Origin of the sequence: Bradyrhizobium sp. 147 (assembly GCF_023073935.1) — a bacterium.
In the GTDB taxonomy this organism is placed as follows: Bacteria; Pseudomonadota; Alphaproteobacteria; order Rhizobiales; family Xanthobacteraceae; genus Bradyrhizobium.
In genome coordinates, this window is record NZ_JADPKL010000077.1 from 300145 (window position 1) to 317612 (window position 17468).

Consider the following 17468-nt stretch of genomic DNA (forward strand, 5'->3'; position numbering starts at 1 on the left):
CCGGATTGGGCATGGCTCTTTGGACCTGGCGCGGCGGTTTTGATCTAATCGGCCGAAGAATCCTTCTAGGCCAATCTTTCTTGGCCAATCGTCGCAAGCCAGGAGCAGTGCAGCATGAGTTCGATGACGATTGGGCCGATCGCGGGCCACGCTGCCGACCCGACCGAGCGCAGCGCGCTGCTGTTCTGGATGATCTTCACCGGGCTCTCGATCTTCGCCATCGTGCTGTTGTGGCGCTTCGGACTGATTCACCTGATGCTGACCTCGGACCGCACCTACATTTCGAGCGTGATCGCGGTGCTTTACGTCGTCACCTGCGGCCACTGCTTCCTGCGGACGCGCGCGATCGCGCGGGAGGGAGCAGCGGCACGGCGCTGCCGGGCGGTGCTGTCGGCCGCCGGCGGCAGCAAGGCGCTCGATACTAGCGCGACAGCGCTTCCGCGCGGCCTGGTGCGCGATCACATCGAGAGCCTTGTGACCAAGGCCGCTGCGCAAGGCTACCGGCCGGTCGACCAGACGCTGCTGCTGCGGACGCTCGCCGACCGGCTGCGCGGCTCCAACGGTTTTGGCGCCTTCGTCTCGGACACCTTGATGAAGCTCGGCCTGCTCGGCACCATCATCGGCTTCATCATCATGCTGGCGCCCATCGCGGGTCTCGATGCCGCCGACAAGGCCGCGATGCGGTCCTCGATGGGGCTGATGAGCGACGGCATGGCGGTGGCGATGTACACGACGCTGGCCGGCCTCGTCGGCTCGATCCTGGTCCGCATCCAGTACTACATGCTCGATGCCGCGACCCAGCGTGTGTTCTCGGATGCGGTGGTGCTGACCGAGACCTATGTGACGCCGGTCCTGGAGCACAAGGGTGCTGGATCGCCGTCATGATGGATGATTTCGGTCTCTATCCGCGCGAGGAGCCGTTCGATCCGCTCGGCGTGATGCTGTTCAAGGCGCTCCAGGTGATCGCCTTCCTGTTTTTCCTGGCGCTGCTCGCGGTCTCCCCGGACGCCAAGGAGGGCAAGATCGACTCCAAGGCCGAGTTCATGATCACGCTGGACTGGCCGGACAACCACCCCGATGATCTCGACCTGTTCGTGCAGGACCCCGCCGGCAACATCGCCTGGTATCGCCACCGCGAGGCCGGCTTCCTCACCCTCGATCGCGACGACCGCGGCGGGGCGAATGACTTCATCATCGTCAACGGCAAGAAGATCGCCTCGCCCATCCGCGAGGAGATTGTCACGGTGCGGGGCATCGTCGCCGGCGAATACACCGTCAACGTCTCGCATTTCGTGGCGACGACCGGCGAGCCCGTGACTGCCAATGTGAAGGTGCAGAAGCTCAATCCGACCGCGCAGGTCGTCTTCGACAACAAGTTCACGCTCGATCACACCGGCGACGAGAAGACCGCGGTCCGGTTCCGGCTCGATGCCGAAGGCAAGGTCGTCAATGTGGACCAGCGGCCGAAATCGCTGCTGGAGACGTTCCGCAGCAGCTGGCGCAACGGCGCTGATGTCGATCCGAAGACCCGGGTGAGGGTGCGCCGTGAGTAATCTGCAAACGGTCATCCTCACCTTGTCGGTCGCCTATGCCGTGATCGGCGCGCTGCTGCTGGTGGTGCTGGTCTATGCGCGGCTGCACTGGGTCCTGAAGGCGACGGCCGTCGTCATCACCAGCGCCTTCTATATAGTCAGCTTCACCGAAATGCGCGGGCTGCTCGGCTGGGCCAGCTCCGACCGGATGCCGACCGCCTTCAAGCTGCTCCAGGCCCGTATCGTCGAGCCGCATTCGCTGGAGGGCGATCCCGGCTCGATCTATCTCTGGGTCGAGGCGCTCGACGAGGACAATCGGCCGAGCGGCATTCCGCGGGCCTTCCGGGTGCCCTATGACGACAGGCTGGCCGACAAGACCCATGCAGCGCAGAACGAGATCGCGGCTGGGCATCCGCAGGGCGGGCGCGCCGCCGACTTCGGCGGCGGTGACGGCAGCCTGATCGACATGGTGCGAGAATATGTGACGCCGAAGACGATTTTGGAGACCAGCGGCGGCGATTCTTCGACCGGCGAGTTCAACGCCCCGCCGGCCGGCGCGCAGGGCGTCGTGTTCACGCCGCTGCCGCCGCCGCGGATGCCGCCAAAGGACGAGCAATAGGCCCTTCACCATCGCGGCAGCGTCCCGCTGGAAAACCGGCACGCGCCGGCGCATGTTCTTGACGTCCCTCAATTTGGCCTTATCGGCTTCCGATAAGATTTTGAGGGTGGAGGGTGCGTGCTCCTAGCTATCTTCTCGGATATCCACGGCAACCGGCAGGCGTTCGAGGCGTGCCTGAAGATGGCCCGCGCGAAAGGCGCGGAGCGCTTCATCCTGCTCGGTGATTTCGTCGGCTATGGCGCCGATCCGGAATGGGTCGTGGACACCGCGATGGAGCTCGTTGCCGGCGGCGCCATCGCCGTGCGCGGCAATCACGACCAGGCGGTCAATTCCTCGGCGGAGACCATGAACGCCGAGGCGCAGGTTGCGATCGAATGGACTCGCGGCCGGCTCGACAGCGCGCAGCGTCGGTTTTTGGCCGAATTGCCGATGCTGGTGGAGAACGACGGCCGCCTGTTCGTGCATTCGGAAGCCTCCAGCCCGCAGCGCTGGCACTATGTCCGGTCGACGGCGGATGCCGCCAAGAGCCTGATCGCGACACCCGCGCATATCACCTTCTGCGGTCACATCCACAGACCTGCGCTCTATTCGATGTCGGTGACGGCGAAGATGACGAGCTTCGTGCCGAAGACCGATGTCTCCGTGCAGCTCCTGCGCGGGCGGCAATGGCTTGCCGTGCTCGGTTCGGTCGGCCAGCCCCGCGACGGCGATCCGTCCGCGGCCTTCGTGCTGTTCGACACGGTCTCGTGCCAGATCACCTATTGCCGCGCGCCTTATGACGTCGCGACCGCGGCCGGCAGGATCCGCGACAACGGCCTGCCGCATTGGCTGGCCGACCGCCTGTCGCAGGGGCGCTGACGGCGATGCCGAAATCCCTGGTCAGATCAGGTGCGGAGATCGACGGTTTCACCATCGGCGAATGCGTTCATGCCGGCGGCATGGCGACGTTGTGGACCGTCACTCATCCCGGCATCGACATGCCCTTGCTGATGAAGATCCCGCGGGTGTCGGAAGGTGAGGATCCCGCGGCGATCGTCTCGTTCGAGATGGAGATGATGATCCTGCCGCGGGTTGCGGGGCCGCACGTGCCGGCCTGCTTCGGCACCGGGGATTTCGCGCATCAGGCCTATGTCGTGATCGAGCGTATCCCCGGGGCGACGCTCTACAAGCGACTGCCGGACTTGCCGCTGCCTTATGACGAGGCGCGGCAGCTCGTGGCGAAGATCGCGGCCGCGCTCGCCGACCTGCATCGGCAGAACGTGATTCATCACGACATCAAGCCGAGCAGCATCATGTTCCGCGACAGTGGCGAGGCGGTGCTGATCGACTACGGCCTGTCGCACCACAACCATCTGCCTGACCTGTTGCAGGAAGAATTTCGTCTGCCTTACGGAACCGCGCCCTACATGGCACCCGAGCGGCTGCTAGGCGTGCGCGACGATCCGCGCAGTGACCTGTTCTCGCTCGGCGTGCTGCTCTATTTCTTCACCACGGGCGAGCGTCCCTTCGGCGAGGGTGAAACGTTGCGCGCGATGCGGCGCCGGCTGTGGCGCGATCCCTATCCGCCGCGCGCATTGCGCGCCGACTATCCGCCCTGGCTCCAGGAGGTGGTGCTGCGCTGCCTCGAGATCGAGCCGGTGTGGCGTTATCCGACGGCGTCCCAGTTCGCCTTCGATCTCACCCATCCGGACCAGGTCAAGCTCACCGCGCGCGCGGAACGGCTGAAGCGTGATTCCCTTGGCGTGGTGTGGCGGCGCCGCTTCAATCAAGGCGTCATGCAGCCACGAGCGAAATCGGATGTCGCGGCGCAGATCGCGTCGAGCCCAATTCTTGCGATCGCGCTCGACATGGTGGAGGGCGCACCGGAGCTAAACGAGGCACTGCGCGTGACGACCGAGCGCATTCTCGCCACGTTGCCCTCGGCGCGGCTGGCCTGCCTCAACGTGCTCAAGCTCAATCGCATCGCGATCGATCGGACGCTCGACGAGCAGGGCTCCAACAAGCATATCGACCGCCTGGTGGCGCTCCGGCATTGGGCGGCGCCGCTCAAGCTGGACGAGAGCCGGTTGTCGGTCCATGTGCTGGAGGCCGTCGATCCCGCCGCTGCGATCCTGGAGTTCGCCGAGGTCAACCATGTCGACCATGTCATCATCGGCGCGCGGCAAGGCTCGTTCAGGCGCACCTTGCTCGGCAGCGTCTCGGCCAAGGTGGCCTCGGAGGCGAGCTGTACCGTCACCATTGTGCGGCCGCCGCGCATGGCGGGGGATGTGGCTGAAGCGGATGACGGTGAGGCGGCCGGATAGGGCTGCGCCTTCAAACGGCGGATCAGGCCGCGTGGGCGGTGTGAGCCGCGTGCTTACGGCGGATGGGCCAGGAGAATTGCGGGCCGGCCTCGCCCTGATCCGCGCTGCCGCCGAAATACTGGATGATCTCGCGGCAGGGTTCGCAATTGAACAGGTTACGCGACGCGGATGCCTTGGTCATTTCCTTCAGGCAGTTCGGGCAATGCGGTCTCATGGGACGGTCCAGAAAAGGAGATCTCAGTGTCTGCGCTGCGCGGCAAGCGAATGGTCGACGTCCGCATTGTCGGGCCGGGCATCGTCGTTCCGCGTGCGATCGGCGCGTTCGAGGCGGCCGAAGAAGTAGTCGAGATTCGGATGCGGTCGCCGCGGAATACGGCACCTGCGCTTCGGCTGACGTTTCACGAGTGCGAGCTGCATGGCATCACTCCCGGCGACGCTGAAGGTGAATGATGCGGGCAGAGGATGCGGCCTTCACCGGTCGCGCCATGTAGAGGCTGCGAGCTGCAATCGCAGCATTCAATCCAAACCATAACGCTACGCCAGTCCAAACCAGGGTCGTCGTCATGATGTGCTCCCGTCAAAAGCAGGCAGGAGTCACTTGCGGTGATTTGCGCGAATCAGGGAAGTCCGGATGAGTACGGATCAAGATTTCCGTTTTGGGCATTGCCCGCCGCAAGAGTTGGGAGCCGCAGGTTTGCGGACTCCCGATCCAGCTCAAATCGCTTCGCCGCGTGCGCCTGCAGCCGCGTTGCGGATGGCCGCGATGTTGGTCTTGTAGGCCTCCTGCGTGCCGCCCCTGAACACGGAGGTGCCGGCGACGAAGGCGTTGGCGCCGGCGGCCGCGAGCGCGCCGGCAACGTCAGGACCAACACCGCCATCGACCTCGATGTCGATCGGGCGTCCCGCAATCATCGCGCGGATGTCGCGGATCTTGCCGATCGCGGAGGGGATGAAGGCCTGGCCGCCGAAGCCGGGATTGACCGACATCACCAGCACGAGGTCGACCAGGTCGAGGACGTATTCGAGCGCGCTGATCGGCGTGCCTGGGTTGAGCGACACGCCCGCCTTCTTGCCGAGGCCGCGAATGGCCTGGAGTGAACGGTGCAGATGGGGACCTGCCTCCGCATGCACCGTGATGTGGTCGCAGCCGGCTTTCGCGAATGCCTCAAGATAGGGGTCGCAGGGCGAGATCATCAGATGCGCGTCGAAGATCTTCTTCGTATGCGGGCGCATCGCCTTGATGACCTCGGGACCGTAGGAGATGTTGGGAACGAAGTGTCCATCCATCACATCGAGATGGATCCAGTCGGCGCCTGCCGCGTCCACCGCGCGCACCTCCTCGCCGAGCCTTGAGAAGTCGGAGGCCAGGATCGAGGGCGCGATGGCCAGGGGACGGGGGGCGAAAGCTTGGGTCATGGCGCGTTTTCCGGGTGGCGGCCGAAGAAGAATGGCCTCGCCTAACATGGGCCTCTGCGGCGGGCAATGCAGGGGGAGGCTGCTTCCTGTGGGCGGAAATTTCTGCCGCGACCGGCACGAATTGCCGGTGTTCCCGGGCCGTGCAAGGCGCAGCGAAGGCGGATTTTGTTGAGCTTTTCACGCTGGCACGACGCTTGCTGACGTCGTCGGAACATTGGCCGCGGCATGCCGCATCGCTTGGAGTTGTGCAATGTTGTTTGCCCTTGGCGCGGTATCGAGTGCGCTCGACGCGATCCAGTCGTTGACGAACTCGAAGTCGTCGTCGGCAACGCAGAAGGCCGGGTCGACGCATAAGATCGGAACTTCGCAAGGCGCGACCAACCCGTTCGCGATCGACAGCAGCAGCATGACGACCTCGTTGGTCGGCTCAGCCAGTCCGCCACAGATCGCGCCCGTGACCATGACGGCGCTGCTCGCCGCGCAGAGTCAGTCGACCGATGGTGCGAGCGGCGCGACCGGTTCGACCTCATCGAGTTCGGCGCACTCGACCTCGAAGGGCCGGGAGGCGGCGCTGAAAGATCTGTTCTCGCAGATCGATGCGGACGGCGACGGCAAGATCACCAAGGCCGAGTTCGATGACGCGCTCAGTGCCGGCGGCACCAATCTCGCACAGGCCGATGACGTGTTCTCGAAGATGGATGCAAATTCGGATGGCAGCATCAACCTCGGCGAAATGACGAAGGCGCTGACGAGCGGTCATGGCCGCCATCAGGCGCAAGGCGCCAGCGGATCGGGCGATGCGTCGGGCGGCGGATCGGAGTCCTCGTCGAAGGCAAGCAGAGGATCGACCTCGACGACGACCAATGCCGATGGCTCGACCATCACGACCGTCACCTATGCGGACGGCTTCAAGATGTCGACGATGGTCCCTGGCGCGTCCCGCTCGTCAACCGCGAATGGTGGCGGCAATTCGCCGTATGACTGGTTGGGGCAGATGATGCAGCGCCAGGCGCAGACCGCGTCCACCGCTTCCTCGACGTCAATGAGCGTGTGAGCGGGATCCAGGCTAGAGCATGATCTGGGAAAGCGTGTAGCGGTTCTCCGAATAGATCATGCTCAACCAATAACCCAAAGCGCAATGACGATTCATCCTGATCTCATCGCGCTTTAGCCTGCGTATTCGTGGGTAATGTCACGATAGGCATAGCGATCGCGGATTTCGCGGTTGAAGAACGACCCCTTTGAGCGGGCCTGACTGAACGCGGCCGCGACATCGGCCGGAACGTCCTCGTAGACATACAGGCGACCGCTGACGAAAGTCACCTTCACGCGTATCGGGCGCATAGCGAAAGAAGCGGATCACTGACGACGGCATGACGGTGCACCTTGGCCCGTCGGAATAACGCTATCTCAGTCGTTTCGTTGCTCTCCGAAGCGATCGTTCCACGCCGGCTGCGCCCCGGCGAACGGCAGGGCCGTCGCGCCGTAAACGCCGCGGGCGATGGCGCGCGCGACCACGTTGGCTGCGACCGTGCCGAGTTCGGTGAGGCCGACCAGGGGCTCGATCGGTTTCACGCAGGTCGCGGCGGCGAACAGCACGTCGCCGTCGGTCGGCGCATGCACCGGATAGATCGCGCGGGCAAAGCCGGTATGCGCGATCATCGCCAGCCGCTTGGCCTGGGGCTTGGTCAGCACCGCGTCGGTGACGACGATGCCGATCGTGGTATTCTCGCGCGCGCTCGCGGCAGGACCGCCCTTGATGCGCATGCGGAGCATGTCGTCGGTGAACTTGTCCGGCAGGCCGCGTCCGCCGAATTCGCCGTCCACCTCGAACGGCGCCGCCCAGAACCACGGTCCGTTGCCGACGGTGACGCTGCCCACCGCGTTGACGGCGACGATCGCCGCGACCTTGGCGCCCTCGGGCGTCACCGCCGAGGCCGAGCCCAGCCCGCCCTTGAACGTCGCGGTGGTGGCACCGAGGCCGGCGCCGACGCTGCCGAGCGCGAAGTCCGTGTCGGCGGCGGCTGCCGCGGCGTAGCCGAGCTCGCGATAGGGCGAGAAGCGACCCCAGGCCTTGTCGCCGCCGTTGAGGAGGTCGAACAGGATCGCGCCCGGCACGATCGGGATCAGCGCTTCGCGAACCCGGTGGCCGCGGCCCTGCTCGGCGAGCCAGGCCTGCACGCCGCCGCCGGTATCGAGGCCAAAGGCGGAACCGCCCGACAGCGCGATGGCGTCGACGCGCTCGATGGTGTTGGCAAGATCGAGCAATGCCTCCTCGCGTGTGCCGGGTCCGCCGCCGCGAACATCGATCGCGGCGATCGCGGGAGAATCGAAGATGACCGCGGTCGCGCCAGAGGCGACTTTTGCGTCTTCGGCATGGCCGACGCGGACGCCGGCAACGTCTGTGAGGAGATTCTTCAAACTGGCCTCGCGAGCTGAGAGGAGTTCGCATCTGCGATAGCGCAGAGACGTCGCAGGCTCAACTGGCGAGGGCCGCCCTGAGCATCTTGGCGAGCTCGGATTTGCGGTAGGGCTTGGCCAGCAGCAGCACGCCGGAATCGAGCCGGCCGTGATGGACGATGGCGTTCTCAGTGTAGCCCGAGGTGAATAGCGTCTTCAGGTCGGGGCGGAGCTTGTGCGCTTCGTCGGCAAGCTGGCGGCCGTTCATGTTGCCCGGCATGATGATGTCGGTGAAGAGCAGGTCGATGGTCTTGTCGCTGTCGATGATGGCGAGGGCCTCGGCGCCGCTGGCGGCCTCGAGCGCGGTATAGCCGAGGCTTCTGACCTGCGTCACAACATATTGCCGCACCAGGGCGTCGTCCTCGACGATCAGGATCTTCTCATTGCCACCTGCGATCGGCGCATTCTGGAGCGCCTCGAACGCGGTCTCCTGCACTCCGGTCGAGCGCGGCAGGTAGATCTTCACGCTGGTGCCGTGGCCTTGCTCGCTGTAGATCTTGATGTGGCCGCCCGACTGCTTAACGAAGCCGAACACCATGCTCAAGCCCAGGCCGGTGCCCTTGCCGACCTCCTTAGTGGTGAAGAAGGGATCGAATACCCGGTCGATCAGGTCCGGCGGAATTCCGCTGCCGGTGTCGCTGACGGCGATCATTACGTAATTGCCGGCGACCACGTCGGGATTCATACTGGCATAGCCGTCGTCGAGGAAGATGTTGCGCGTCTCCAGCACCAAGGTGCCGCCGTCGGGCATGGCATCGCGCGCGTTCAATGCGAGATTCAGGATCGCGGTGGAGAGCTGGCCCGGATCGACCAGCGCGGGCCAGGCGTCCTCGGTGAGCTGCGGCAAGATCGTGATCTGCTCGCCCAGGGTCGGATGCAGCAGCTTGGCAGCTTCGAGCACCAGTGCATTGACGTCGATCTCGCGCGGTTGGAGCGGCTGCTTGCGCGCGAAGGCGAGCAGGTGCTTGGTCAGTTGCGCGCCGCGTTCAGCCGCATCGTCGATCAACTTGGTGATGGCGGCAAGCTCCGGCCTGTCGGCGACGGCGTCGCTGAGAATGCCGATCGTGCCCGTGATGACGGTCAGCACGTTGTTGAAGTCGTGAGCGACGCCGCCGGTCAACTGGCCGATCGAATCCATCTTCTGGACCTGCCGGAGCTGGGCCTCGGCGGCCTGCTTGTCGGTGAGGTCGCGGCCGATGAAGAAATGGCGTTTCACCGGCTCCGACCAGGTGCCCATCCAGTTCAGCGTGACCTCGTGACCGTCGTAATGGTAGTAGCGCGCCTCGAAGCTGCGCTTGACCGCGCCACGCCGGGCTGCGCGCATCTCGCTCCGCGTCTTCTCGAGATCGTCAGGATGGATGAACTCGGTCGCGCTGTGCCCGACCATGTCCTCAGGGCTGTAGCCGAGAATGTTCTTCACGCTCGGGCTGACCTGGACGAAATTGCCATAGCCGTCGGTGACCAGGATCAGGTCCTGCGATGTCTCGAAGATGCGCTGGCGTTCTTCAGTCTCGCGGCGCAGCTTCTCTCTCGCCTGCTTCTCTTCGGTAATGTCGTGGGCGATCTTGGAGGCGCCGATGATCTCGCCCTGATCTGTGCGCAGGGGGGAGATATTCAGGACGACGTCGAGTGGGCGTCCGTCTTTTCGGATGCGGACCGTCTCGTGCTGGGCGATCGACTCGTTGCTGGCGACACGATTGAGGATGCTCCTGACTTCGCCCTTGCGGTCCGGCGGCACGATGATGTCGATTGGCTGGCCGACGGCCTCCGCAGCGGAATAGCCGAACAGATGTTCGGCGGCCTTGTTCCAGCCTGTGATGATGCCGTCGAGCGTTTTCGTGATGATGGCGTCGTTGGAGGACTCGATCACCGCGCCATACAGCGCGAGGCGCTTGCCGTAATAGTCGCGTTCCGAAGCCGATTGCTGGCGCAACCTGCCGACGAGGCCCATCGTGTGCGCCTGAAGACGGACATTCTCGATGAGGAGCACCGCGAGCACGAAGGTTGCTGCGGCGAGGCCGTAGAGCCGGCCGGCATAAAAGCCGAGGTCGAAGCGCGCGACGTTGACGATCGCCGACAGCGCGATGTCGAACAGCCAGGCGCACATGACGACCATGAGCCAGACGTCGATCACCGTATGCGGTCTGCGGAACCAGAGCGAGACAAGCGCGGCAAAGCTCAGCGACCACACGAAGGACACGACGCCGATCATGGTCGGCGTGTAGTGGCCGTCGCGCAGCAGGACCGGCAACACATCGTGTTGCGCGGTGACGATCCAGGTGAAGACGGCGATCGCGACGATGATTCCGAGCACGCAGGCATAGATCGCACTGCTCGTCGCACCCCGAACCTGGGGGCCCCCGTCCTTTTCCTTCAGCCAGGCATAGCCCAGCACACATAGCGGGAAGACGCCGTGCCAGACCATGTAGAGCCAGACCGTGGTTTGCCGGCCCGCGCCGAAGAGCCCGGTCGGTGTGAACAGGCCGGGGAAGGTGAGGGCATGGACCAGTGCCGCCGCGGCGGTGAAGAGATAACCGGTCGCGAGCCATAGCAATGCACGAGTCCGCAAGACTGCGAATTGCGACAGCAGCAGCACTGCCGTGACGGTGTCGCTGACGGCGAGCGCCGATTGGTAACTCGCGACGAAGGCGGGGACCGGCAGTAGCGGGATACCCGCGTAGGGCACAGCCGCCGCGAACAGGATCGAGGACACGCCGACAATCGTCAATGCCGCAGCGCGGTCGGTCGAGGTGGCCGGCAGGGTCGAAAGAAATGTGCTTCGGTCGATCGTTGCAGGCACGTCCACCTCTCGCAAGTCGATCTTGAGCTGGTCGGTCTTGTGCTGGTCGGTCTTGAGCTGGGTCTTGAGCATCTCCGCTGGTCTCATTCGGCTGCGAGCCCGTTCATGGTAGCGGGGTTCTGGCGCTCATCGTGAATGGAACCGGTTTACGACTCAACCGAGGGTTACAGCTTACTTAATTCTGGAGAGAACGCGGAGCAGGGATGGGTAAGATGCGCTTTACTGGACGGTGTCATAATGCCCCTCCGCCGCGGCGGGTTCCAAGTTTAAATCAGACGATTTGATTTCGATATCGAGAGTTGTCCCATGCGCCGCGTTCTCGTCATCGACGACCAAAAGGACGTCCGCGCGATGGTCGCGATCGTGCTTCGGGTCAATGGTTTCGAGGTCGTGGAGGCCGAAAGCGGTGCGGCCGGGCTGAAAGCCTTCGCGGAAAGCCCCTTTGACGCGGCGATCGTCGACATCTTCCTCGGTGATACCAACGGCCTGGATGTCATCGCGACCCTGCGCGAGCGCGCGCCTGCGCTCCCCGTCATTGCGGTGTCCGGAGTGACGACGCTCGATTTCATGGACCAATCGCCCCACCTCGCCAATGTGGTCTGCCTGCAAAAGCCGTTTCGACCGAATGATCTCCTGCAAGCTCTGCGAAAGGCCGAGGCGGCGCCCGGCGGCGAACTGCCGGCCGCCGTCTGACCTCACGCAAGAAGAACGCCCCGGGGCGAGCCGGGGCGTGGTGATGATTGGTCGGTCTGAGGCCACCGGCGGGGTTAGGTGCCGTTGCCCCTGATCTCGGCGTAACCGCCCTTGGCATCCCATTTGTAGACGACGTAGTCGATCTGCTTGATGTCGCCCTTGGCGTCATACTCGATCGGGCCGATCACGGTGTCCCACTTGCCGGCCTTGATCGTCTCCATGACCTTCTTGGCGTCGGTGGTGCCGGCCTTCTTGGCCGCCTGCGACCAGACCTGCATCGCCGCGTAGGTGTAGAGCGTGTAGCCCTCGGGATCGATACCCTTGGCCTTGAACGCCTCGACGATCTTCTTCGCCGTCGGCTTGTTGCGCGGATCGGGGCCGAAGGTGAACAGCGTGCCTTCGCCGGCCGGACCGGTGATCGAGGCGTACTCCTTGTCGGCGAGCGCGTCGCCGGCCATTAGCACGGTCTTGAGGCCCTGATCGCGCATCTGACGCAGGATCAGGCCGCTCTCCTGATGATAGCCGCCGACATAGACGAGATCGATGTTGTCGCGCTTCAGGCGTGAGACGATGGCGTTGAAGTCTTTGTCACCCTTGTTGTAGGACTCGTACATCTTCTCGGTGATGCCGGCCTTGTTGAGCGCCTTCTTGGTTTCGTCGGCAAGACCCTTGCCGTAGGTGGTCTTGTCGTTGAGGATCGCGATGTTCTTGCCCTTGTAATTCTTGGCGATGTATTGCGCCGCGATCAGGCCTTGCTGGTCGTCGCGGCCGCAGACGCGCGCCACGTTCCAGAGCTTGCGCTCGGTGAACAGCGGGTTGGTCGAGGCCGGCGTGATCTGGAGCACGTTGCCGTCGGCATAGGCTTCCGAAGCCGGGATCGACGAGGACGAGCAATAGTGCCCGGCCACGAACGGGATTTTCGCGCCGGCGATCTTCTCGGCGATCGAGCGCGCCTGCTTCGGATCGCAAGCGTCGTCCTCGACGGATAGGGCCAGCTTCTTGCCGTTGAGACCGCCGGCGGCGTTGATGTCGGCCACGGCCATCTCGGCGCCATTCTTCATCTGGCGGCCGAAGGCGGACTCGCCGCCGGTCATCGGGCCTGCGACTGCGACGGTGACATCCTGCGCGAATGCCGCGCTCGAGAGCGCGAGCGATGCGCCGAATGCCAGACCGATGAGCTTCAGTGATTTCATGAGATACCTCGCGGGTGGTCGCCTGTGGAAGTTGCCGGGCTTGCCCGGTTCAAACCGGCGCCATTCTCGAATGAATTTGAGGAGAAGTCACCGGCAAAATACGGGCATCGGCGGAGATATCTCGCCACATTCGGCCCGCACGTGGGTCTGCCCTTGTCCGGCTTCGGCCGGCGTCAGCCGCGCCGGCCGCCTTCGAGGTAGGCGGCGCGAATCTCGGGGCGCTGCAACAACTCGGCGCCGGTGCCGGCCAGGGTGATCAGGCCATTGACCATGACATAGCCGCGATGGGCGAGCTTGAGCGCATGGTTGGCGTTCTGCTCGACGATCAGAACGGTCAGACCATCCTGTCGGTTCAGGGTGCGGATCGCATCGAAAATCTGACGGGCGATCAACGGAGCCAACCCGAGCGAGGGCTCGTCGAGCAGGAGCAGGCGGGGGCGGCTCATCAGCGCGCGGCCAATTGCCAGCATCTGCTGCTCGCCGCCGGACAGGGTTCCACCGCGCTGGGCATTGCGTTCCTTCAGCCGCGGAAACAGCGTGAACACGCGCTGGAGCGTCACCTCGCGCTCCACATCCGTGCATTCAGTGGCATCCGCTCCCATCTGAAGGTTTTCCGCAACGCTCATCCGCGGGAAGATGCGGCGGCCTTCCGGCGATTGCGCGATGCGCAAATGCGCGATCTCGTGGGTGGGAACGTCGGTGATATCGCGGCCTTCGTACAGGATCTGGCCGGCACGGGCGCGCGGCTTGCCGAAGATCGTCATCATCAGGGTCGACTTGCCGGCGCCGTTGGCGCCGATCAGGGCAACGATCTCGCCGGCATTGATCTCGACGTCGACGCCCTTCAGCGCCTCAATCTTGCCGTAGGCGGCGCGAAGGCTGCGGATCGCGAGCAGGGGAGTGGGCGCAGACGTCACGTCCCGCCCTCCATCACAGCCACCGCCTCGTCCTCGTCGGCGCCGAGATAGGCGGCGATCACCTTGGGATCGTCGCGGACGTCGCGCGGGGAGCCTTCCGCGATCTTGACGCCATGGTCCATCACCACGATGTGGTCGGAGATTTCCATCACCACCGACATGTCGTGCTCGATCAGCAGGATCGAGGTGCCGAGCTCGTCGCGGATCGAGAGCAGGAGCTCGCTCAAGGCCGCGCTCTCGCGTGCATTGAGGCCAGCGGCGGGTTCGTCCAGGCACAATAGCGCGGGCTCGGTGCACATCGCGCGGGCGATCTCGAGCCGACGCTGGTCGCCATAGGCGAAATTGCCGGCAGCGTCGTCGGCGCGCTCGAGCAGGTTGACCCGCCGGAGCCAGTCGGTGGCGAGATCAATCGCGCGCTTTTCGGCGTCGCGGTAGGCGGGCACGCCGAGGAGACCGAGGAGCGTGAAGCCGGATGCGCGCATCAGCGCGTTGTGCTGCGCCACCATCAGGTTCTCCAGCGCGGTCATGCCGGGAAACAGGCGAATGTTCTGAAAGGTGCGCGCGACCTTGGCCTGCTTGGCGATGCGGAAATCGTTCAGGCTCTCCAGTGCGATCAGCTTGCCGTCGTCATGCTTCAGGCGGATGCTGCCGCCGCTCGGCTTGTAGAAGCCGGTGATGCAGTTGAAGACGGTGGTCTTGCCGGCGCCGTTCGGGCCGATCAATGCGGTAATCTTCTTTCGCTCCGCCGAGAGCGACAGGTCCTGCACGGCGACGATGCCGCCGAAGCGCATGGTGAGCCGGTCGACGCTGAGAATCTGGTCGCCGCTCATCCGTGCCCTTCCTTGACGAGATCGGAGGAGATCGCGTGCGCCTTTGTCAGATACACGGTGGGGGCGCGATGGCCGATCAGGCCGCGCGGCCGCCAGATCATGATCAGCACCATCGCCATGCCGAACACCAGCATGCGGTAAGTCTCAAGGCTGCGGAACAGCTCGAAGCCGCCGATCATGGCGAGCGCCGCGAGCGCGACGCCGAGCTGCGAGCCCATGCCACCGAGCACGACGATGGCGAGCACCAGCGCCGATTCCTGGAAGGTGAAGGATTCCGGGCTGATGAAGCCCTGGCGCGTGGCGAAGAACGCGCCGGCGAAGCCGCCGAACATGGCGCCGGTCGCAAATGCCGTGAGCTTGGTGGTCGTGGTGTTGATGCCGAGCGCGCGGCAGGCGACCTCGTCCTCGCGCAAGGCTTCCCAGGCCCGCCCGATCGGCAGGCGGCGCAGGCGAATCGTGACCCAGTTGGTGAGAAGCGCCAGCGCCAGGATCAGATAGAACAGGAAGACGATGCGGTGGGTCGGCGAATATTCGATGCCGAGCTTGGCAGCTAGCCCGTCGTCGCTGTTGTCGAGCGGGATGCCGAAGAAAGAAGGCCGTGGAATGCCCGAGACGCCGTTGGGGCCGCCAGTGAGCTCCTGCCAATTGATGATGACGAGGCGGATGATCTCGCCGAAGGCGAGTGTCACGATCGCGAGATAGTCGCCGCGCAGGCGCAGGACGGGGAAGCCGAGCAGCACGCCCCAGAATGCGGCGAGGATGCCGGCGAGCGGCAGGCAGATCCAGAACGACCAGCCGAAATTGGTGGCGAGCAGCCCGTAGGAATAGGCGCCGACGGCATAGAAGGCGACGTAGCCGAGATCGAGCAGGCCGGCGAGGCCGACCACGACGTTCAACCCCCAGCCCAGCATGACATAGGTGAGCACGAGGATCGCGAGGTCGAGGATGTAGCGCTGGTTATAGAAGATCACGGGCACCAGCAGCGTGAAGATCAGGAGCGCCGGCGCGAGGTAGCGGCCGATGAAGGATATGCCGCTCTGCACCGCCGGGGGCACCAGCTTCTCGGCACCGCTCGAGCCGATCCATTGCCGCAATAGCTCCATCACGATCGAGCCGCCGAACACCACGGCGACGAGCGAGGCGACCTCGCCGAATCGCGTCCAATAGGTGAGCTGGCCGGAGGATCCTGCCTCGGTGCGCACGCCGACCATCAGCGAGAACAGCACGAGTGCGATCAGCGCGCTAAGGAAGGATTTCTTCAAAATGTAGGAGATGCCTGCTGGGCGATGGTCGGACATGGTCGAGGGAGTCGTCACGCGGGCCGGTCCGTCAGACTTTTTCGACTTCGGGACGGCCGAGCAGGCCGGTCGGCATGAAGATCAGCACGACAATCAGGATCGAGAACGCGGCGACGTCCTTGTACTCCACCGAGAAATAAGCCGACCAGAACGTCTCGATCAGGCCGATCGCAAGTCCGCCGAGCATGGCGCCGGGCAGCGAGCCGATGCCGCCGAGCACGGCGGCAGTGAAGGCTTTGATGCCGGCGACAAAGCCCATGAAGAAATCCACCAGGCCATAATAGAGCAGGTACATCAGGCCTGCGACCGCGGCGAGCGCGGCGCCGATCACGAAGGTCATGGAGATGGTGCGGTCGACGTCGACGCCGAGCAGCGCCGCCATGGTCTGGTCCTGTTCGCAGGCGCGCATGTCGCGTCCGAGACGGGTGCGTGAGACGAGCCAGGTGAAGATCGCCAGCAGCGCGATGGTGGTGATGACCACCATGATCTGGATGTTGGAAAGCTGGATGACGAAGCCGTCCGGGCTCTCATGCAGCGTGTAGCCGCCGGTGATGAAAGGTGGGATCGGCTTGACGCGCGCGCCTTGCGCCACCTGCGAGTAGTTGGTCAGCACGAAGGACATGCCAATCGCCGACAGCATCGGGGCGAGGCGGAAGGAATGACGCAGCGGCCGGTAGGCGATGCGCTCGATGGTCCAGCCGTAGAGCGCGGTGATCACCATCGAGACCAGCAGAACCACGAGCAGGATCACCGGGATTGCGGTGAGGCCGAGCGAGATCAGGATCAGGAAGGTGATCAGCGCAATGAAGCCGCCGATCATGAAGACGTCGCCATGGGCGAAGTTGATCATGCCGACGATGCCGTAGACCATCGTGTAGCCGATCGCGATCAGGCCGTAAATCGAGCCCAGGACGAGACCGTTGATAAGCTGCTGGGCGAAATAATCCATGGGCTGCCGTTACCAAACCTGACGCGGCTCAAAGGGAGCTCTTCGAGAGAGAGGTCGCAAGTTCTCCTCGGGCCCCGGCAGCCCTTGAGCGTTCTTCCAGTTTGTAACAGGAGGGAACTGGACGCTGCAACTGGCCAGATCTCGACATCCAGGCTTGTACAGAGGTCATTTTCGCCTTCGGCTCCCTCGAACAGCGAGGAATCGGGTTCCTGAGCAACCAAAATGGAGCGCGGCCGTTGTCTCGCCTCTGACGTTCAACAAGGGAGTTCCCCCTAATGACGAAGCAGCAGAACCAGAATCCGGGTCAGCAGAGTCAGAACCCCGGCCAGCGCACGCCTCAGCAACAGCAAGGCGGCGGCCAGAAACCCGGACAGCAGCAGCAGGATCCGATGCGCCAGGGCGACCGCCCCGGTCAGCAACAGGGTCAGGACAAGTAGTTTGGAGCCCAGACGTGAAGA

20 protein-coding genes and 1 pseudogene are annotated in these 17468 nt (G+C 64.3%); 8 read left to right on the forward strand and 13 right to left on the reverse strand.

Annotated elements, in window-relative coordinates:
* The first annotated feature begins 114 nt into the window (after positions 1–114).
* The 5 genes from IVA87_RS18120 to IVA87_RS18140 all read left to right on the forward strand — a co-directional run bounded on the left by IVA87_RS18120 (position 115) and on the right by IVA87_RS18140 (position 4454).
* On the forward strand, positions 115–885 hold the full coding sequence (locus tag IVA87_RS18120) for a MotA/TolQ/ExbB proton channel family protein (RefSeq protein WP_247296604.1): 771 nt from the start codon (positions 115–117) through the stop codon (positions 883–885).
* A complete protein-coding gene (locus tag IVA87_RS18125) occupies positions 882–1553 on the forward strand; it encodes a hypothetical protein (protein WP_247296606.1) in 672 nt (223 codons plus the stop codon). The genes IVA87_RS18120 and IVA87_RS18125 overlap by 4 nt, the downstream gene beginning before the upstream one ends.
* The gene (locus IVA87_RS18130; protein ID WP_247296608.1) at positions 1546–2151 is read left to right on the forward strand and encodes a hypothetical protein; all 606 of its coding nucleotides are present in this window, start codon (positions 1546–1548) and stop codon (positions 2149–2151) included. Before IVA87_RS18125 ends, IVA87_RS18130 begins: the two co-directional genes overlap by 8 nt.
* A gap of 117 nt (positions 2152–2268) precedes the next feature.
* A complete protein-coding gene (locus tag IVA87_RS18135; protein WP_247296610.1) occupies positions 2269–3009 on the forward strand; it encodes a metallophosphoesterase family protein in 741 nt (246 codons plus the stop codon).
* Between the two features lie 5 nt (positions 3010–3014).
* Positions 3015–4454 (forward strand): bifunctional serine/threonine-protein kinase/universal stress protein, encoded by a 1440-nt coding sequence (locus tag IVA87_RS18140; RefSeq protein WP_247334486.1) that lies wholly within the window; start codon positions 3015–3017, stop codon positions 4452–4454.
* Positions 4455–4476: 22 nt separating this feature from the next.
* On the opposite strand, the gene IVA87_RS18145 is transcribed toward IVA87_RS18140, so the two are convergent.
* The 5 genes from IVA87_RS18145 to IVA87_RS18165 form a co-directional block, all read right to left on the reverse strand.
* Entirely contained in the window at positions 4477–4668 is a 192-nt protein-coding gene (locus tag IVA87_RS18145) for a hypothetical protein (RefSeq protein ID WP_247334488.1), read from the reverse strand.
* 23 nt (positions 4669–4691) lie between these two features.
* A complete protein-coding gene (locus tag IVA87_RS18150) occupies positions 4692–4871 on the reverse strand; it encodes a hypothetical protein (protein WP_247334489.1) in 180 nt (59 codons plus the stop codon).
* 4 nt (positions 4872–4875) lie between these two features.
* Positions 4876–5019, reverse strand: coding sequence for a hypothetical protein (locus IVA87_RS18155; RefSeq protein ID WP_247334490.1), 144 nt, complete (start codon positions 5017–5019; stop codon positions 4876–4878).
* A gap of 149 nt (positions 5020–5168) precedes the next feature.
* Positions 5169–5870, reverse strand: a complete 702-nt coding sequence (gene rpe / locus IVA87_RS18160) for a ribulose-phosphate 3-epimerase (RefSeq protein WP_247296618.1) — start codon at positions 5868–5870, stop codon at positions 5169–5171.
* Between the two features lie 177 nt (positions 5871–6047).
* Positions 6048–6278 (reverse strand): hypothetical protein, encoded by a 231-nt coding sequence (locus tag IVA87_RS18165; protein ID WP_247296709.1) that lies wholly within the window; start codon positions 6276–6278, stop codon positions 6048–6050.
* Between IVA87_RS18165 and IVA87_RS18170 the strand changes: the two genes are divergently transcribed.
* Positions 6277–6924, forward strand: coding sequence for an EF-hand domain-containing protein (locus IVA87_RS18170; protein WP_247334491.1), 648 nt, complete (start codon positions 6277–6279; stop codon positions 6922–6924). The two genes, IVA87_RS18165 and IVA87_RS18170, sit on opposite strands and share 2 nt — an antisense overlap.
* 113 nt (positions 6925–7037) lie before the next feature.
* On the opposite strand, the pseudogene IVA87_RS18175 reads toward IVA87_RS18170, so the two are convergent.
* The 3 genes and pseudogenes from IVA87_RS18175 to IVA87_RS18185 form a co-directional block, all read right to left on the reverse strand.
* Positions 7038–7245: pseudogene (locus IVA87_RS18175) on the reverse strand (KTSC domain-containing protein).
* A gap of 35 nt (positions 7246–7280) precedes the next feature.
* Positions 7281–8291, reverse strand: coding sequence for a P1 family peptidase (locus IVA87_RS18180; RefSeq protein ID WP_247296621.1), 1011 nt, complete (start codon positions 8289–8291; stop codon positions 7281–7283).
* Positions 8292–8349: 58 nt separating this feature from the next.
* Entirely contained in the window at positions 8350–11202 is a 2853-nt protein-coding gene (locus tag IVA87_RS18185; protein WP_247296623.1) for a PAS domain S-box protein, read from the reverse strand.
* Positions 11203–11436: 234 nt separating this feature from the next.
* On the opposite strand from IVA87_RS18185, the gene IVA87_RS18190 reads away from it, so the two are divergent.
* The gene (locus IVA87_RS18190; RefSeq protein ID WP_247296625.1) at positions 11437–11823 is read left to right on the forward strand and encodes a response regulator; all 387 of its coding nucleotides are present in this window, start codon (positions 11437–11439) and stop codon (positions 11821–11823) included.
* Positions 11824–11897: 74 nt separating this feature from the next.
* Here the strand turns inward: IVA87_RS18190 and IVA87_RS18195 are convergent, their stop codons facing one another.
* The 5 genes from IVA87_RS18195 to IVA87_RS18215 all read right to left on the reverse strand — a co-directional run bounded on the left by IVA87_RS18195 (position 11898) and on the right by IVA87_RS18215 (position 17010).
* On the reverse strand, positions 11898–13016 hold the full coding sequence (locus IVA87_RS18195; RefSeq protein WP_247334493.1) for a branched-chain amino acid ABC transporter substrate-binding protein: 1119 nt from the start codon (positions 13014–13016) through the stop codon (positions 11898–11900).
* A gap of 173 nt (positions 13017–13189) precedes the next feature.
* Positions 13190–13933 carry an ABC transporter ATP-binding protein gene (locus IVA87_RS18200; RefSeq protein ID WP_247334494.1) on the reverse strand — a complete coding sequence of 248 codons (744 nt, stop codon included), beginning with the start codon at positions 13931–13933 and terminating at the stop codon, positions 13190–13192.
* Positions 13930–14763, reverse strand: a complete 834-nt coding sequence (locus tag IVA87_RS18205) for an ATP-binding cassette domain-containing protein (protein WP_247296632.1) — start codon at positions 14761–14763, stop codon at positions 13930–13932. The genes IVA87_RS18200 and IVA87_RS18205 overlap by 4 nt, the downstream gene beginning before the upstream one ends.
* On the reverse strand, positions 14760–16061 hold the full coding sequence (gene livM / locus IVA87_RS18210) for a high-affinity branched-chain amino acid ABC transporter permease LivM (RefSeq protein WP_247280767.1): 1302 nt from the start codon (positions 16059–16061) through the stop codon (positions 14760–14762). Before livM ends, IVA87_RS18205 begins: the two co-directional genes overlap by 4 nt.
* Before the next feature lie 31 nt (positions 16062–16092).
* Entirely contained in the window at positions 16093–17010 is a 918-nt protein-coding gene (locus IVA87_RS18215; RefSeq protein WP_247296635.1) for a branched-chain amino acid ABC transporter permease LivH, read from the reverse strand.
* Between the two features lie 275 nt (positions 17011–17285).
* Between IVA87_RS18215 and IVA87_RS18220 the strand changes: the two genes are divergently transcribed.
* Positions 17286–17447 (forward strand): hypothetical protein, encoded by a 162-nt coding sequence (locus tag IVA87_RS18220; RefSeq protein ID WP_164934786.1) that lies wholly within the window; start codon positions 17286–17288, stop codon positions 17445–17447.
* Positions 17448–17468: the final 21 nt, after the last annotated feature.

What these genes read in the sequence shown, in the direction of transcription:
- IVA87_RS18120 (WP_247296604.1), top strand. Translation starts at nt 115, where the DNA reads ATGAGTTCGATGACGATTGGGCCGATCGCGGGCCACGCTGCCGACCCG.
- IVA87_RS18125 (WP_247296606.1), top strand. Translation starts at nt 882, where the DNA reads ATGATGGATGATTTCGGTCTCTATCCGCGCGAGGAGCCGTTCGATCCG.
- IVA87_RS18140 (WP_247334486.1), top strand. Translation starts at nt 3,015, where the DNA reads ATGCCGAAATCCCTGGTCAGATCAGGTGCGGAGATCGACGGTTTCACC.
- IVA87_RS18145 (WP_247334488.1), bottom strand. Translation starts at nt 4,668, where the DNA reads ATGAGACCGCATTGCCCGAACTGCCTGAAGGAAATGACCAAGGCATCC.
- IVA87_RS18150 (WP_247334489.1), bottom strand. Translation starts at nt 4,871, where the DNA reads ATGCAGCTCGCACTCGTGAAACGTCAGCCGAAGCGCAGGTGCCGTATT.
- IVA87_RS18155 (WP_247334490.1), bottom strand. Translation starts at nt 5,019, where the DNA reads ATGACGACGACCCTGGTTTGGACTGGCGTAGCGTTATGGTTTGGATTG.
- rpe (WP_247296618.1), bottom strand. Translation starts at nt 5,870, where the DNA reads ATGACCCAAGCTTTCGCCCCCCGTCCCCTGGCCATCGCGCCCTCGATC.
- IVA87_RS18170 (WP_247334491.1), top strand. Translation starts at nt 6,277, where the DNA reads ATGACGACCTCGTTGGTCGGCTCAGCCAGTCCGCCACAGATCGCGCCC.
- IVA87_RS18165 (WP_247296709.1), bottom strand. Translation starts at nt 6,278, where the DNA reads ATGCTGCTGCTGTCGATCGCGAACGGGTTGGTCGCGCCTTGCGAAGTT.
- IVA87_RS18185 (WP_247296623.1), bottom strand. Translation starts at nt 11,202, where the DNA reads ATGCTCAAGACCCAGCTCAAGACCGACCAGCACAAGACCGACCAGCTC.
- IVA87_RS18190 (WP_247296625.1), top strand. Translation starts at nt 11,437, where the DNA reads ATGCGCCGCGTTCTCGTCATCGACGACCAAAAGGACGTCCGCGCGATG.
- IVA87_RS18195 (WP_247334493.1), bottom strand. Translation starts at nt 13,016, where the DNA reads ATGAAATCACTGAAGCTCATCGGTCTGGCATTCGGCGCATCGCTCGCG.
- IVA87_RS18205 (WP_247296632.1), bottom strand. Translation starts at nt 14,763, where the DNA reads ATGAGCGGCGACCAGATTCTCAGCGTCGACCGGCTCACCATGCGCTTC.
- livM (WP_247280767.1), bottom strand. Translation starts at nt 16,061, where the DNA reads ATGTCCGACCATCGCCCAGCAGGCATCTCCTACATTTTGAAGAAATCC.
- IVA87_RS18215 (WP_247296635.1), bottom strand. Translation starts at nt 17,010, where the DNA reads ATGGATTATTTCGCCCAGCAGCTTATCAACGGTCTCGTCCTGGGCTCG.
- IVA87_RS18220 (WP_164934786.1), top strand. Translation starts at nt 17,286, where the DNA reads ATGACGAAGCAGCAGAACCAGAATCCGGGTCAGCAGAGTCAGAACCCC.